The organism is Stutzerimonas nosocomialis (genome assembly GCF_005876855.1).
GTDB lineage: Bacteria > Pseudomonadota > Gammaproteobacteria > Pseudomonadales > Pseudomonadaceae > Stutzerimonas > Stutzerimonas nosocomialis.
The window spans coordinates 1-16,577 of record NZ_QLAE01000025.1 but is presented as its reverse complement, the minus strand read 5'-3'; the positions used below and the strand labels follow the sequence as shown (position 1 = coordinate 16,577).

Sequence of the window (16,577 nt, the reverse complement as noted above, 5' to 3'; positions counted from 1 at the left end):
CGCAAAAGGCGGCCACAGGGCCGTTGCTAGTATCGGGACACCGCCCAGAACAACAAGGACATACCCGATGCCGTACTTTCCCGCTGTCGACACGATCCGCTACGAAGGCCCGGCCAGCAGTTCCCCCCTCGCCTTCCGCCATTACGACGCCGACAAGCTCGTCCTCGGCAAGCCCATGCGCGAGCACCTGCGGATGGCCGTCTGCTACTGGCACACCTTCGTCTGGCCAGGGACCGACATGTTCGGCGTCGGTATCTTCAAGCGCCCCTGGCAACACGCCGGAAATCCGATGGAAGTGGCCATCGGCAAGGCCGAGGCGGCCTTCGAGTTCTTCTCCAAGCTGGGCATCGACTACTACAGCTTCCATGACACGGACGTCGCCCCGGAGGGCAGCTCGCTGAAGGAGTACCGCAACCATTTCGCGCAGATGGTCGACCACCTGGAGCGCCATCAGGAAGAGACCGGGATCAGGCTGCTGTGGGGAACCGCCAACTGCTTCAGCCACCCGCGCTTTGCCGCGGGCGCAGCCACCAATCCGGACCCGGAGGTGTTCGCCTGCGCCGCCGCCCAGGTGTTCAGCGCCCTGAACGCCACGCAGCGCCTCAAGGGCGCCAACTACGTGCTGTGGGGCGGGCGCGAGGGTTACGAAACGCTGCTCAACACCGACCTGAAGCGCGAACGCGAGCAACTGGGTCGCTTCATGAGCATGGTGGTCGAGCACAAGCACCGGATCGGCTTCACGGGCGACCTGCTGATCGAGCCCAAGCCCCAGGAGCCGACCAAGCATCAATACGATTACGACAGCGCCACGGTGTTCGGCTTCCTGCAGCAGTACGGCCTGGAAAAGGAAATCAAGGTGAACATCGAGGCCAACCACGCCACGCTCGCCGGCCACAGCTTCCAGCACGAGATCGCCACGGCCGCCTCGCTGGGCATCTTCGGCAGCATCGATGCCAACCGCGGCGATCCGCAGAACGGCTGGGACACCGACCAGTTCCCCAACAGCGTCGAGGAAATGACCCTGGCCACCTACGAAATCCTCAAGGCCGGCGGCTTCACCCATGGCGGCTTCAACTTCGACTCCAAGGTCCGCCGCCAGAGCATCGAGGAAGTCGACCTGTTCCACGGTCACGTCGCGGCCATGGACGTGCTCGCCCTGGCGCTGGAACGCGCGGCGGCCATGCTGCAGGACGATCGACTCCAGCAGTTCAAGGACCGGCGCTACGCCGGCTGGCGGGAACCGTTCGGGCAGGCGGTCCTGGCCGGCGAGTTCAGCCTCGAATCACTGGCCGAACACGCCTTCAGCCGGGAGCTGAATCCGCAGCCCGTCAGCGGTCGGCAGGAGATGCTGGAAAACGTCGTCAACCGCTTCATCTACCCCTGACGGCAGGCAGGTTCCGGCTGGCGCCACGCGGTTACATTCTCGCGACAATTCTGTGCTCGCGGCGCCTTTCGACTTTCTACAGTTCTATCAGTACCACCCTCATCGTCAGGCAGTGTCTCCAACAACAATAAAAGGACGCACCACCATGAAAACAGTCAAGCGCATGCTGCTCGCCGGGGCCCTGGCCCTGTTCTCGCTTCCGCTCATGGCCGATCCGGCGAACCCGAAAATCGGCTTTTCCATCGATGACCTGCGCCTGGAGCGCTGGTCGCGGGATCGTGACTACTTCGTCGCGGCGGCGGAGGAAATGGGCGCCAAGGTCTTCGTCCAGTCGGCCGACGCCAACGAGCAGAAGCAGATATCCCAGATCGAGAACCTCATTTCCCGCGGCGTCGACGTGATCGTCATCGTGCCGTTCAACGCCACCGTGCTGACCAACGCGGTGGCCGAGGCCAAGCGCGCCGGGATCAAGGTGGTCTCCTACGACCGACTCATACTGAATGCCGACATCGACGCCTACATCTCCTTCGACAACGAGAAGGTCGGTGAACTGCAGGCCCAGGGCGTGCTGCAGGCGGCACCCAAGGGCAACTACTTCCTGCTCGGTGGCGCCCCCACGGACAACAACGCCAAGGTCCTGCGCGAGGGCCAGATGAAGGTGTTGCAGCCGGCCATCGACCGGGGCGACATCCAGATCGTCGGGCAGCAGTGGGTCAGGGAGTGGAACCCCACCGAAGCGTTGAGCATCGTCGAGAATGCCCTGACCCGGAACGACAACAAGATCGATGGCATCGTCGCCTCCAACGACGCCACGGCAGGCGGTGCGATCCAGGCCCTGGCGGCGCAGAAGCTGGCCGGCAAGGTACCGATTTCCGGCCAGGATGCCGACCTCGCGGCGGTCAAGCGGGTGATCGACGGTACCCAGACCATGACCGTCTACAAGCCGCTCAAACTCATCGCCTCGGAAGCCGCCAAGCTCTCGGTGCAGCTGGCGCGCAACGAGAAGCCGGCCTTCAGCTCCCAGCTCGACAACGGTGCCAAGAAGGTCGACACCATCCTGCTCACCCCGACCCTGCTGACCCGCGACAACATCGACCTGCTGGAAAAGGACGGTTTCTACACCAGGGCACAGATAGCCGGGCAATGACCCTCGAGCCGAGCAGACTCGACTGACGCCCGAGCGCGACCCCGTGGCTCGGCAGGCCACCCCTGCCGACGCCCCGCCTGTTGCCTATCCGTGAGTATCTCACCGTGTCCGATTACCTGCTGCAAATGACCGGCATCGTCAAAACCTTCGGCGGTGTCAAAGCCTTGAACGGCATCGACCTCAAGGTCAGGCCCGGCGAATGCGTCGGCCTGTGCGGCGAGAACGGCGCCGGCAAGTCCACCCTGATGAAGGTGCTCTCGGGGGTCTATCCCCACGGCACCTGGGAAGGCGAAATCCTATGGGACGGCCGGCCGCTCAGGGCCAGGTCGATCAACGAAACCGAAGCCGCCGGAATCGTCATCATCCACCAGGAGCTGACCCTGGTACCCGACCTGTCGGTGGTCGAGAACATCTTCATGGGCCACGAGCTGATCCTACCCGGCGGGCGCATGAACTATCCGGCGATGATCCACCGCGCCGAAGCCCTGATGCGCGAACTCAAGGTGCCGGACATGAACGTCTCGCTGCCGGTTTCGCAGTATGGCGGCGGCTACCAGCAGCTGGTGGAGATCGCCAAGGCGCTGAACAAGCAGACGCGGCTGCTGATCCTCGACGAGCCCTCGTCCGCCCTGACCCGTTCGGAAATCGAGGTGTTGCTGGACATCATCCGCGACCTCAAGACCAAGGGCGTCGCCTGCGTCTACATCTCCCACAAGCTCGATGAAGTGGCGGCCGTGTGCGACACCATATCGGTGATCCGCGATGGCAAGCACATCGCCACGACCGCCATGGCGGACATGGACATCCCGAAGATCATCGCGCAGATGGTGGGACGGGAGATGAGCAACCTCTACCCCACCGAACCCCATGAGGTCGGCGAGGTGGTCTTCGAGGCGCGCCACGTCACCTGCTACGACGTCGACAACCCCCGGCGCAAACGGGTCGACGACATTTCCTTCGTGCTCAGGCGCGGGGAAATCCTCGGTATCGCCGGGCTGGTCGGGGCCGGCCGCACGGAACTGGTGTCCGCGCTCTTCGGCGCCTATCCGGGCCGCTACGAAGCCGAAGTCCTGCTGGACGGCCAGCCGGTCGATACCCGCACGCCGCTCAAGTCCATCCGCGCCGGGCTGTGCATGGTCCCCGAAGACCGCAAGCGTCAAGGCATCGTGCCGGATCTGGGGGTCGGCCAGAACATCACCCTGGCGGTCCTGGAGAACTACGCGAGGATGACCCGCATCGACGCCGAAGCCGAACTGAGCGCCATCGACAAGGAAATCTCGCGCATGCACCTCAAGACCGCGAGCCCCTTTCTGCCGATCACCAGCCTCTCCGGCGGCAATCAGCAGAAGGCCGTGCTGGCCAAGATGCTGCTGACCCGGCCCCGCGTGCTGATCCTCGACGAGCCCACCCGTGGGGTGGACGTCGGCGCCAAGTACGAGATCTACAAGCTGATGGGCGCGCTGGCGGCTCAAGGCGTGTCGATCATCATGGTTTCGTCGGAGCTGGCCGAAGTGCTGGGGGTCTCCGACCGCGTCCTGGTGATCGGCGAAGGCCACTTGCGCGGCGACTTCATCAACCACCAGCTCACCCAGGAACAGGTGCTCGCCGCGGCGCTCAGCCAACCGGACGGCCATCACGACATTCATCGGACGACCGCGTAGATGAACCAGCTCAAACAGCTCTTCGCCCGTTACAAGATGCTCGCGCTGGTGATCGCCGTGGCGGTCATCTGGCTGTTCTTCAGCTGGCAGACCGACGGCGGCTTCCTGACACCGCGCAACCTTTCCAACCTGCTGCGGCAGATGTCCATCACCGGGATTCTCGCCTGCGGCATGGTGCTGGTGATCATCAGCGGCGAGATCGACCTGTCGGTGGGCTCGATGCTCGGCCTGCTGGGCGGCCTGGCGGCGATCCTGGACGTGATCTACAACGTGCCGCTGCTGGCGAACCTGAGCCTGGTCGCCCTGTGCGGCCTGATGATCGGCCTGGCCAACGGCTACATGACCGCCTACCTGCGTATCCCGTCCTTCATCGTGGGCCTGGGCGGCATGCTGGCGTTTCGCGGAATCCTGCTGGGGATCACGGACGGCACCACCATCGCTCCGGTGTCGCCGTCCCTGGTTTACATCGGCCAGGGTTATCTGCCGCGTACGGTGGGGGTGGTGCTCGGCCTGCTGCTGTTCGCCCTGACGCTGTTCCTGACCTGGAGGCAGCGCCGCAATCGCGCCCTCCATGGCCTGGCGGCACACTCTCTGGTTCGCGACCTGCTGCGCGTGGCGTTGATCGGCACCGTGCTGGCCGGGTTCGTCTACACGCTCAACAGCTACGATGGCATTCCGGTCCCGGTGCTGCTCCTGCTCGTGCTGCTCGGCGTGTTCAGCTACGTCACCAGCCAGACCGTGTTCGGCCGCCGCGTCTACTCGGTGGGCAGCAACATGGAGGCCACGCGGCTGTCGGGCATCAACGTGAAGGCCGTGAAGCTGTGGATCTTCGGCATCATGGGGGTGATGTGCGCCCTCGCCGGCCTGGTCAATACCGCGCGCCTGGCCGCCGGCTCGCCTTCGGCCGGGAGCATGGGGGAACTCGACGCCATCGCCGCCTGCTTCATCGGCGGCACGTCCATGCGCGGAGGCTCCGGCACCGTCTATGGCGCCCTGCTCGGCGCACTGGTCATCACCAGCCTGGACAACGGCATGTCCATGCTCGATGTCGACAGCTACTGGCAGATGATCGTCAAGGGCAGCATTCTGGTGCTGGCGGTATGGGTCGACGTGAGCAGTCGAACCGAGCGCCGCTGAGCATGGCGCCATGGGCGCCTTCGCTCTGCGCAGGAATCGTATGGCTGCGTGGCTCAGGTTCGCCGCGTGCCTCGCTCGATCCCGGCAGTCGCTCGCGCAGAACGCGCACCGGGTATCCGGGTGCAAAGCGTGCGCGCCTGCTCGAACCGCTGTCAGTAGATGCGATCGTCCATGCGGATCAACACCTCTGGCTCTACCGACCGGCTCGAAATCCTGCACCGCGACTTCGGCACATAGCCGTTGACTTGCGCGAGCAGATGCTGGCCGCGCACAGAGGCGACTCGGTGCCACTGGTAAATCGCCACAGTTGCCACAGTAGAGAATAGCGAGAGCTCTGCTCAGAACTCTTTAAACGCTCGGTAAGGCAAGTGCTGCTGAATGCAGGTGCTGCTGGATACTGTTCCCCGTAATAGCTCTTGGCGTTAAGCGAGCTCTCCGTTACGCTGAAGCCCCTATACATACCACTCTGCATGTATCTGGTGTAGGAGCTTTTATGCCTTCGTCCCAAGCGCTATCCCGTCTTTCCGTTGTTGTGCTTCTAGGGCTGACACCTGCATTCGCCATGGCTAATTCACTGTCGCTCAAAGTGGAAAACGATCTGCTGGCCAGTGGCGAAGACGGCCATTACAGCAATGGCTTCGAACTCTTCTGGAACTTCGAGCCGGACGATCAGCACTGGAGCCGAGGCTTGGCCGGCAGCCTGCCCGGCTGGCGCGCCGAGGAAGTCGACAACGTCGCCTACCGTTTCGGCCACCAGATCTATACCCCGAACGACATCGAGCGCGTCGAGCTGAGCAAGGATGACCGGCCCTATGCCGGCCTGGTCTTCGCCGGCTTGTCGGTATTCGGCGACACCCCGCATGACGGCTGGCGAGAGGCCAAGGGGCTGCACCTGGATGTAGGCCTGGTCGGGCCGGGCACCGGGGCGAAGAAGATCCAGCGCAAGGTCCACAAGGTGACCGGCAGCAACGAGCCCAAGGGCTGGGATCACCAGCTGGAGAACGAGCCCTTCGTCAACCTTGCCTATACTCACCGCTGGTTGCAGCAGCAGCGTATCGGCGGGCTCGAACTCGAATACGGCCCAGGCCTGGGTCTGGCCGTCGGCAACCTGTACACCTACGCCTCCAGCAGTCTCGGCCTGCGCTTCGGGCAGCGGCTCGACCGCAGCTACGGCATCCCGGCAGTGACGCCGGCCAGCAGTGGCAGCCAGTTCTTCACTCCCGCGGCCCACTTCGGCTGGTACGGATTCGCCGAACTGGAGGGGCGCTACATGGCGCACAACATGCTGCTGGACGGCAACACCTTCGAAGACAGCCATTCGGTGGACCGCCGCGAGTGGGTCGGCGACGCCAAGGTTGGCGTGGCGCTGACCTGGAGCCGCTGGCAGCTGGCGTTCGCCACGGTCTGGCGGACCCACGAGTTCGAAGGGCAGGACGAGCACGACCAGTTCGGCTCGCTGACCCTGTCCACCTGGCTGTAGCGCGACCGCAGGAAACCCTCGCCAAACGCCCCTTACGGAATGACTGAATGCACTCCAGGCCAGCGGGCACGAGAGAACCTTCGAGGTGAGGCGGAGCAAATCGCAAACCCATGCGAATTTTTAGATGACGCAAGCGTTCGTAAGAACCTCAACGCCATTTTGGTTGATATCAAGGCTTTACCATGCAGGACGAAACCTTCTACATCCATGGATTGGTCAGTTTTACCCTTGCCATCATGCTGCTGTTCGTTGGTAAGAGCCTCGTCCATCGATACGAACTGTTACGTCGTTACAGTATTCCGGAACCAGTGCTAGGCGGTTTCTTCTGTGCGGCAATCACCGCCGTACTGTTCTTCGCGTTGAACATCGAAGTGACTTTCGACCTGGAAGTGCGCGACGTGCTGTTGCTCTACTTCTTCGCCGGTATCGGCTTGAAGTCCGACGTTCGCGAACTGCTCAAGGGCGGACGCCCCTTAGCGATCCTGCTGCTTCTCGCCAGCCTGTTCATCGTGCTGCAGAACTTGCTGGGGATGGGCGTGGCCAGCGGCTTCGGCCTACCCGCCACAGCCGGCCTGCTGCTGGGTTCGGTGTCGCTGACTGGTGGGGTCGGCACCACCCTGGCCTGGGCGCCCATCTTCACCGAGCGCCTGGGCATCGGCAATGCAATGGAGCTAGGCATCGCCGGCAACACCGTGGGATTGATCGCCGCTTGCTGCATCGGCGGGCCGATCGCCAACTACCTGATACGCCGCCATCGCCTGACGCCCTCTCGAGACCCAGCATTGGAGATCGGGGCCCCCGCCACACCAAGCGGACCGCCCTTGAACTACTACGACGTGCTTTGGGCCTGGATGTGGCTGAACATGACGCTGATGCTGGGCCACGGCCTCAACCTGCTGTTGCTCAACAGCGGCATCACACTGCCCGCCTTCGTCAGTTGCTTGATGGCCGGCATCCTCATCCGCAACTTGATGTTTGTCGCCTTGGGCGAGCAGCGGATGAAAGGCTGGAGCGGCGCTGGCCAGGGATTGGCGCTGATCTCCGATATCTGCCTGGGGATGTTCCTGACTATGGCCCTGATGGGCCTGCAGCTCTGGCAACTGAGCGGCGTGCTGGTCTTCGTCCTCACCACTCTCGCCTTGCAGGTGCTGCTGACGGTCACTTACACCCTGGTTGTGGTTTTCCGCTGCATGGGCCGCGACTACGAATCCAGCGTGATCGCCGCCGGTTTCGGCGGCATAGCGCTTGGTTCCACCGCCACAGCTATCGTCAATATGACAGCGGTCACCCAGAAGTATGGCGCGGCACACCATGCATTCATCATCGTGCCGCTGGTGTGCGGATTCTTCATCGATATCGTCAACGCTCTGCTCATCACCTTGATGAGCGGCGCCTGACATACTCCCGGCATGTGCGCCCCTATCCGGTCATTGCTGGGGATTCGCCGGCGCACAGCTCGCGGTAGCGACCGGGCGACATGCCGAACCAACGCAGACAGGCTTTGTGGAAACTACTCGGCTCCTTGAAGCCCAGCAGGTCGCCGATGCGGGACAGGCCGTACGTATGATGTCGCAAGTAATAATCGGCCAGTTGCCGACGCGCTCCATCCTGCACGCTCCTGAACGTCACGCCTTCCCGGGCGAGCCCGCGCTGCAGGACGCGCTTGCTGACGTCCAGCCCTAGCGCCACCGCTTCCATGTCGCAGCCGCCGACGCTTAAATGTTCGATGAGCCACGCCCTGGTGCGCTTCGAGTAACCCGCCTCGTGCAATTGGCCCATGCGGTGTTCGGCGAAACGCCCATGCAACAACGACAGCGCCTCGTTAGCGGTACTCAGCGGATGCGATAGCGCTTGCTGATCGAATAGGATGCTGTTGCGCGCCGCACCGAACCGCAGCAGACAGCCAAACACCTGTTGATGTTCGGAAGTATCGGCCGGTTCCGGATAGGTGAACTCGATTTCCCGCAGGCGTGGCAGGCTGCCCCCGGTCAGCCAGCGGCAGAATCCCAGCATCGAAGCCAGTCCGGCGTCTTGAAATGTTCTTGGCGCCGGGCCGTCCGCGGGATCGGAGAGCCCCCAGAGCCGTTGGCATTCGCCCTCCTTTGCAAGGCCGACTGTGAAGCCGTTCCCGATCAGGGGGGCATAGCGCACCAGCGATTCCAGTGCCCCCCTCAGGTTAGGGCTGGACATCATTGTGTAGCCCACCAGCTGGAACCCGCCGGGGAGAACATGCCGGTAGGCACGCAGGCCGATATCCGGATTGCCGGATTCGCGCTCAGCCAGGGACATCAGGCGATAGGCATCGACCCGCAGTACGAACCTATCCGGGTGCCCGAGCGTTCGAAGATCAATGCCCGCCTCTCGACACAGGCGGGCGGAATCCAGGCCTTCGCTTGCAAGGCTATTGGCCAACTGGGCGACAAAGCTGGTGCTTATCCTATACATCGCTTTCCAATTATCGGCTGTCCGGAGAGGATGCTAAATGATCCCGAAAGCATCCCCATGATCCAGATCATCGAATAGCCTCGCAAGCGCTTAGGTGGCATCTGCGGACAAACCAAAGGTATCTCCAGACATTGCCAGATTTGGGGACCACGTCGATGATCCCATGCATTGTTCTTCATGCGTTCCTGGAACGCTGGTGGCGACTCGCCTCGCTGGTCCTGATCCAGTACCACCGTACGGCAAACACGTGAAGTCTTAACCAGCCCCGTGCATGCACTGTCGCCGACCTGCCCCAGGGCTAGGAGCGCGCATGAATAGCGCAACGCGTAGCCATCGCTCCGCGGAGAAACTATCGGCGATTTCTGCACGCGTCTGGACTAGCGACCACGGTCACCAGAGCGCGAAACATGCCTTTTCGGCAATAAATGACGGTTGGAGGAACATGACGAAATGCATGGGAAAGCACAGAAGAAGCTGGTCAAGATCCTGATCGCGGTCGCGGCTCTGGTCGGCGTCGCCGTACTGGTCTGGATGGAGCTTCGCCCGAGCGGCCTTGCTGAAGGCTTCGCCAGCGCCAACGGCCGAATAGAGGCCACCGAGGTGGATGTCGCCAGCAAGCTCGCCGGCAGGCTCCTAGACATCCTGGTCGACGAGGGCGACTTCGTCGATGCCGGACAGACGCTGGCGCGCATGGACACCCAAGTGCTCGAAGCCCAGCTGAGCCAGGCCGAAGCTGGGGTACGCAAGGCGCAGAACGCCATTCGCACGGCCAATTCCCAAGTGGCGCTGCGCATCAGCGAGAAGGCAACCGCCGAAGCGGTGGTGCACCAGCGCCAGGCCGAACTGGTCGCCGCCCAGAAGCGCCATCAGCGCACAGAAACGCTGGTGGCACGCAACGCCCTGGCTCGCCAGCAACTCGATGACGACCTCGCAGCCTACCAGAGTGCCCAAGCGGCGCTCAGCGCTGCCCGTTCCCAAGTATTGTCGGCCCAGGCTGGCATCGAGGCTGCACAGTCGCAGGTCATTGAGGCGGAATCCGCCCTGGAGGCCGAACAGGCCAACGTCCGACGCCTGCAGGCCGACATCGAGGACAGCCGGCTCAAGGCACCTCGCGCCGGCCGGGTCCAGTACCGCATCGCCCAGCCCGGCGAGGTGCTGGCCGCCGGCGGCAGGATCCTCAATCTGGTGGACCTCAACGACGTCTACATGAACGTCTTCCTGCCGGCGCATCAGGCGGGGCGAGTCGCGCTCGGCTCGGACGTGCGACTGGTCCTGGATGCTGCTCCCCAGTATGTGATCCCGGCCAAGGTCACCTTTGTCGCCAGCGTAGCGCAGTTCACACCCAAGACCGTGGAAACCGCCAGCGAACGGGAAAAACTGATGTTCCGGGTCAAGGCGCGCATCGATCCGCAGTTGCTCAAGGAGCACCTCGAACAGATCAAGACTGGGGTTCCCGGCATGGCTTACCTGAAACTCGACGATGCAGCCGAGTGGCCCGAAGCGCTGCAGATCCGGATCTCGCAATGACCGCGAACACCGCCGCGGTGGCGCGGCTTGAGCATGTCAGCCTGCATTATGGGGCGACGGCGGCGTTGGACGGCATCAGCCTCGACATCCCCGCCAATCGCATGATCGGCCTGATCGGTCCAGACGGGGTGGGCAAGTCCAGCCTCCTCGCGCTGGTTGCTGGCGCACGCAAGATACAGGAAGGCACCATCTACGTGCTCGACGGTGATATGGCCGACCCCGCCCACCGCCGCGAGGTCTGCCCGCGCATCGCCTACATGCCCCAAGGGCTGGGTAAGAATCTCTATCCCACGCTGACGGTGTTCGAGAACCTCGATTTCTTCGGCCGTCTTTTTGGCCAAGATGCTGAGGAGCGCCGAGCGCGCATCGCCGATCTGACTCGCAGCACCGGCCTGGCGTCTTTCACCGAGCGTCCGGCCGGCAAGCTCTCCGGCGGCATGAAGCAGAAGCTCGGGCTGTGCTGCGCGCTGATCCATGACCCGGACCTGCTGATTCTCGACGAGCCCACAACCGGCGTCGATCCGCTGGCGCGCAACCAGTTCTGGAGTCTGATCGAGCGTATCCGTCAGCGCCGCCCTAACATGAGCGTGGTCGTCGCCACAGCCTACATGGACGAGGCTCAGCGCTTCGACTGGCTGGTGGCCATGGACGACGGCAAGGTGCTGGACACCGGCACGCCACGTGCATTGCTCGAATGCACCGGCAGCGACAACCTGGAAGAAGCCTTCATCGCCCTGCTGCCGGAAGAAAAGCGCCGCGACCACCAGACGCTCGTGATCCCACCGCGCCAGCGCGCCACCGGCAAGGACGCAATCGCCATCGAGGCCCATGGCCTGACCTGCCGCTTCGGCGACTTCGTCGCCGTCGACCATGTGGATTTCCGTATCGAGCGCGGAGAAATCTTCGGCTTCCTCGGCTCCAACGGCTGCGGAAAATCCACCACCATGAAAATGCTCACCGGCCTGCAACCGGCTACCGAAGGCGAAGCCTTCCTGTTCGGTCAGCCGGTCGACCCCAGGGACATCGGTACCCGCCGACGGGTCGGCTATATGTCCCAGGCGTTCTCGTTGTACAGCGAGCTGACGGTATTGCAGAACCTCGAGCTGCATGCACGCCTGTTCCACATCCCCGACGAGCAACGTCCGGCGCGCGTGCAGGAAATGCTCGAGCGCTTCACCCTCAATAGCGTCGCCAACCAGTTGCCCAGCGACCTGCCCTTGGGCGTGCGTCAGCGCTTGTCGTTGGCGGTGGCGGTGATACACAGGCCGGAAATTCTGATCCTCGACGAGCCCACCTCAGGGGTCGACCCGATCGCCCGCGACGGCTTCTGGGAGCTGCTGGTCAAGCTGTCGCGTGAGGATGGCGTGACCATCTTCATTTCCACCCACTTCATGAACGAAGCGTTGCGCTGTGACCGCATGTCGATGATGCACGCCGGCCGCGTGCTGGACAGCGACAGGCCGCAGGCGCTGATGGACAAGCGCGGCCTGCCGACCCTGGAGCAGACCTTCATCGCCTATTTGCAGGACGTCGTCGACGACCAAGCTGAGCCGGACGCCTCGTCCGAGGCGCCGACACCGAGCGGCAGCGCCGGTCGGTCTCGCTTCAGCCTGCGCCGCCTGTACAGCTATGCCCAGCGCGAAGCGATGGAGCTGCGCCGCGACCCGATCCGCGCCACCCTCGCACTGGTCGGCACGGTGCTGCTGATGTTCATCATGGGCTATGGCATCAGCATGGACGTAGAGGATCTGAGCTACGCGGTGCTTGACCGAGACCAGACAACTACCAGTGCGGCCTATGCGGAGAACATCGCTGGCTCACGTTATTTCGTGGAAAAGGCGCCACTGCGAAACTACGAAGAGCTCGATCAGCGCATGCGCACCGGCGACATCGCCTTGGCGGTAGAAATCCCGCCCGGCTTCGGCCGTGATCTCAAGCGCGGGGACGTGCCGGAGATCGGCTTCTGGGTCGACGGCGCCATGCCGACGCGCGCCAACACGGTCCAGGGCTACGTGCAGGGTATCCACCAGAGCTATCTGCAGGAACTCGCCCAGCAGGCGCCCCAGGGAGCAGCGAGCGCGCCATTCGACGTCGCCTTGCGCTATCGCTACAACCCCGACGTGAAAAGCCTACCGGCCATGGTTCCGGCGGTCATCCCGATCCTGCTGATGATGATCCCTGCGATGCTCACTGCACTCGGCGTGGTCCGCGAGAAGGAGCTCGGCTCGATTACCAACTTTTACGTCACGCCGGTCACCCGCCTGGAGTTCCTGCTCGGCAAGCAACTGCCCTACGTCGCCCTGGGCATGGTCAACTTCTTCATGCTGGTGGCCCTTTCGGTGCTGGTGTTCGACGTGCCGGTCAAGGGCAGCATGCTCTCGCTGACCATCGGCGCGCTGCTGTACGTGTTTTGCGCTACTGGATTGGGCCTGCTGATCTCGGCGGCGCTCAACAGCCAGATCGCCGCGATCTTCGGCACCGCCATCGCCACCCTGGTGCCCGCTACCCAATTCTCCGGTCTGATTCACCCGGTATCAGCGATGGAAGGGGTCAGCGCTCTGGTCGGGCATATCTATCCGACCAGCCACTTCCTGACCATCAGCCGAGGGGTGTTTTCAAAGGCCCTCGGCTTGCCCGATCTGTACGGTTATTTCATTCCCCTGCTGCTGACCATTCCTGTGCTGATGCTGCTCAGCATCGCCGGCCTGAAAAAGCAGGAGAAATGACATGCGCAAACTGAGCAACATCCTGCAGCTGGGCATCAAGGAGCTGCGCAGCCTGTACCGCGACCCGGCCCTGCTGCTGCTGATCGTCTACGCCTTCACCTTGAGCATCCATTCCCAGGCCACCGGTGTGCCGGAGTCGCCGTTCCACGCCACCATCGCCGTGGTCGACGAAGACCGCTCGCAGGTTTCCAACCGCATCGTTGGCGGCTTCCAGGAACCCTACTTCCTCAAGCCGAGCTACATCACCCTCAGCGAAATGGACAGCGGCCTGGATACGGGACTCTATACCTTCACCCTCAACATCCCGCCCAACTTCCAGCGGGACCTGCTCGCCGGACGCCAACCGACCATCCAGCTGAACGTCGACGCCACCCAGATCAGCCAGGCCTTCAGCGGCGCCGGACATATCCAGCGGATCATCAACGACGAAACCATGGAATTCCTTAGGCGTCACCGAGGCGCCAGCGCCACGCCGGTCGAGGCCGTGGTACACATGGCCTACAACCCCAACCTGGTGCAGTCGTGGTTCGGCTCGGTCAATGCCATCGTCAGCCAGATCACCATGCTGTCGATCATTCTTACCGGCGCCGCACTGATCCGCGAGCGCGAGCACGGCACCATCGAGCATCTGCTGGTGATGCCGGTCACGCCTTTCGAAATCATGTCCGCCAAGGTCTGGTCGATGGGCATCGTGGTGCTGCTGGCGGCCGCCTTTTCCCTGCGCTTCGTCATCCAGGGCTGGCTGGCCGTACCGATCCCAGGCTCCACTCTACTATTCCTCGGCGGCGTCACCCTGCACCTGTTCGCCACCACCTCAATGGGCATCTTCTTCGGCACCCTGGCCCGCTCGATGCCCCAGCTGGGCCTGCTGATCATCCTCGTGCTGTTGCCGCTGCAGATACTCTCGGGCGGCATGACACCGCGCGAGAGCATGCCGCCGCTGGTCCAGCACATCATGCTGGCGGCGCCCACCACGCATTTCGTCGAACTGGCCCAGGCCATCCTGTTCCGCGGCGCCGGCGCCGCGGTGGTCTGGCCACAGCTGCTGGCGCTGGCGGTCATTGGCGGGGTGTTCTTCCTCGGCGCGCTGTCGCGGCTGCGCAAGTCGCTGCATTAGTGCGGGCAACGGATTTGAAACCTTCATTCTCGAAAGGACCTGACGTGCAATCGCCAAACACCCGATACCTATTTTGTTCATTGGGCCTGATCGTGGGTATCGTCTCCGCCAAGATGGCCTGGGCAGAAAGCCCCGCTCCGCTCGCCAGCAAGACCGATTTGGTCAGCGTCTATCAGCAAGCCGTCAACAACAATGCCGACCTCGCCACGGCCCGTGCACAGTTCCACGCCCGCCAGGAGATCGTGCCCCAGGCACGCGCCGGGCTCCTGCCCAACCTCAGTGTCGGCGCCGAACTGAGCGATACCGAAACGGATGTCGACACCAGCACCGGCTCGACCTCGCTGTCGCGCAGCGGCGCCGCCTACCAGGCGACCCTCAACCAACCCATCTTCCGCGCCGACCGCTGGTTCCAGTTCAAGGCCGCCGAGGCCTTCGGCGAGCAGGCAGCGCTAGAATACTCGATCGCCGAGCAGGGCCTGATCCTGCAGAGCGCCCAAGCCTATTTTGCCGTGCTGCGCACTCAGGACAACCTGGCCGCGGTGAAGGCCGAAGAAGCCGCGTTCAAGCGCCAGTTCGACCAAGCCAATGAGCGCTTCGAGGTCGGCCTGTCCGACCATACCGACGTGCTCGAAGCCCGGGCCGGCTTCGATACAGCACGGGCCAACCGCTCCATCGCCCAACGCCAGGTGGATGACGCCTTCCAGGCGCTGTTCACCCTGACCAACCGCGAATACATCGCCCTGGAAGGCATCCGCCATACCCTGCCGGTGCTGGCGCCGACGCCGAACGACGCCAAGGCCTGGGTCGATACCGCCACGCAACAGAACCTCAACCTGCTGGCGGTGAACTACGCCGTGACCGCGGCCGAGGAAACCCTGCGCCAGCGCCGCGCCGGCCATGCGCCGACGCTCGACGCGGTGGCCTCCTACCGCAAGGGCGACAACGACTTGCTGGGCTTCACCAACAGCGACGTCACCGGCCTGCCGCCAGGCGTGGTGCCGCGCTATACCGGCGATGCCGAACAGCGCAGCATCGGCCTGCAGCTGAACATCCCGCTCTACAGCGGCGGCCTGACCAGCTCGCAGAGCCGCGAGGCCTATCACCTGCTCAGCCAGAGCGAACAGCAGCGCGAAAGCCTGCGCCGGCAGGTGGTCGAATCCACCCGCAACCTGCATCGGGCGGTGAATACCGATATCGAACAGGTACAGGCGCGCCGGCAGTCGATCATTTCCAACCAGAGCGCCCTGGAAGCCACGGAGATCGGCTACCAGGTAGGCACCCGCAACATCGTCGACGTGCTCGACACCCAGCGCCGCCTGTACGCGGCCGTACGCGACTACAACGACGCGCGCTACGCCTACATCCTCGATAGCCTGCGACTCAAGCAGGCCGCCGGCACGCTGAGTCCCGATGACCTGCAGCAACTCGCTCTCTACCTGAATCCGGACTACGAGCCGGACACCGACTTTCTACCGCCGAACATCGAGTTGCACCCCACCCCGTCCCTGTAATCCGCACTAACGGACTTACACGATGCAAAAGACCTTTTTGACCGCGTCGTTCCTGACCCTCGGCTTACTCGCCGGATGTTCGACACCCTCGCTCATCGTGCTCAATGACGGCGGTGAGATCCAGACGCTGAATACCCCCGAGTACGATGCCAAGAGCAGCTTCTACGAGTTCAAGCAACCGGACGGCAAGCTCCAACGTCTCAACAGAGATCAAGTCCAGACCATCCGGGAGCTTTAAGCCGCGCCATATTTTTCGAGAGCACACCGGCGTGCCAAAGCACGACTGTTCTGCTCCCACGACACAGCCAATTGACACCTCCACTGCATCGAACCGATGCGCCCTAAAAACTGAACTGACATCGACCATCTGGAACCTTCGTGCCGCGCTCTTTTTTACTCGCATCTCGCCTCTGTTTGTTCATCTTCGCTGCGCTTGGCCTTT

General features: G+C 63.2%; 12 protein-coding genes. 11 read left to right on the top strand and 1 reads right to left on the bottom strand.

The window, feature by feature from the left end:
- The first annotated feature begins 67 nt into the window (after window positions 1–67).
- From xylA to gltS, 6 genes are all read left to right on the top strand, one after another.
- The gene (xylA, locus tag DN824_RS15375; protein ID WP_138409285.1) at window positions 68–1,384 is read left to right on the top strand and encodes a xylose isomerase; all 1,317 of its coding nucleotides are present in this window, start codon (window positions 68–70) and stop codon (window positions 1,382–1,384) included.
- A 145-nt stretch (window positions 1,385–1,529) separates the two neighbouring features.
- Window positions 1,530–2,531: a D-xylose ABC transporter substrate-binding protein gene (gene xylF, locus DN824_RS15370; protein WP_138409284.1), complete on the top strand. Its 1,002-nt coding sequence runs from the start codon at window positions 1,530–1,532 to the stop codon at window positions 2,529–2,531.
- Window positions 2,532–2,635: 104 nt separating this feature from the next.
- Window positions 2,636–4,192, top strand: coding sequence for a D-xylose ABC transporter ATP-binding protein (gene xylG / locus DN824_RS15365; protein ID WP_138409283.1), 1,557 nt, complete (start codon window positions 2,636–2,638; stop codon window positions 4,190–4,192).
- Window positions 4,193–5,329 carry a sugar ABC transporter permease gene (locus DN824_RS15360; protein ID WP_138409282.1) on the top strand — a complete coding sequence of 379 codons (1,137 nt, stop codon included), beginning with the start codon at window positions 4,193–4,195 and terminating at the stop codon, window positions 5,327–5,329.
- A gap of 493 nt (window positions 5,330–5,822) precedes the next feature.
- A complete protein-coding gene (locus tag DN824_RS15355) occupies window positions 5,823–6,809 on the top strand; it encodes a lipid A deacylase LpxR family protein (RefSeq protein WP_138409281.1) in 987 nt (328 codons plus the stop codon).
- 182 nt (window positions 6,810–6,991) lie between these two features.
- Complete coding sequence (gene gltS, locus DN824_RS15350; protein WP_138409280.1) at window positions 6,992–8,206, top strand: sodium/glutamate symporter; 1,215 nt, start codon at window positions 6,992–6,994, stop codon at window positions 8,204–8,206.
- A 22-nt stretch (window positions 8,207–8,228) separates the two neighbouring features.
- Here the strand turns inward: gltS and DN824_RS15345 are convergent, their stop codons facing one another.
- Window positions 8,229–9,254, bottom strand: coding sequence for an AraC family transcriptional regulator (locus tag DN824_RS15345; RefSeq protein ID WP_138409279.1), 1,026 nt, complete (start codon window positions 9,252–9,254; stop codon window positions 8,229–8,231).
- A 450-nt stretch (window positions 9,255–9,704) separates the two neighbouring features.
- Between DN824_RS15345 and DN824_RS15340 the strand changes: the two genes are divergently transcribed.
- From DN824_RS15340 to DN824_RS15320, 5 genes are all read left to right on the top strand, one after another.
- Window positions 9,705–10,781, top strand: coding sequence for an HlyD family secretion protein (locus DN824_RS15340; RefSeq protein WP_138409278.1), 1,077 nt, complete (start codon window positions 9,705–9,707; stop codon window positions 10,779–10,781).
- Window positions 10,778–13,507 carry a ribosome-associated ATPase/putative transporter RbbA gene (gene rbbA, locus DN824_RS15335; protein ID WP_138409277.1) on the top strand — a complete coding sequence of 910 codons (2,730 nt, stop codon included), beginning with the start codon at window positions 10,778–10,780 and terminating at the stop codon, window positions 13,505–13,507. Before DN824_RS15340 ends, rbbA begins: the two co-directional genes overlap by 4 nt.
- A 1-nt stretch (window position 13,508) precedes the next feature.
- Entirely contained in the window at window positions 13,509–14,624 is a 1,116-nt protein-coding gene (locus DN824_RS15330; protein WP_138409276.1) for an ABC transporter permease, read from the top strand.
- A 113-nt stretch (window positions 14,625–14,737) separates the two neighbouring features.
- Complete coding sequence (locus DN824_RS15325) at window positions 14,738–16,135, top strand: TolC family outer membrane protein (RefSeq protein ID WP_138409341.1); 1,398 nt, start codon at window positions 14,738–14,740, stop codon at window positions 16,133–16,135.
- A 22-nt stretch (window positions 16,136–16,157) separates the two neighbouring features.
- A complete protein-coding gene (locus tag DN824_RS15320) occupies window positions 16,158–16,373 on the top strand; it encodes a YgdI/YgdR family lipoprotein (RefSeq protein WP_138409275.1) in 216 nt (71 codons plus the stop codon).
- Window positions 16,374–16,577 lie beyond the last annotated feature (204 nt).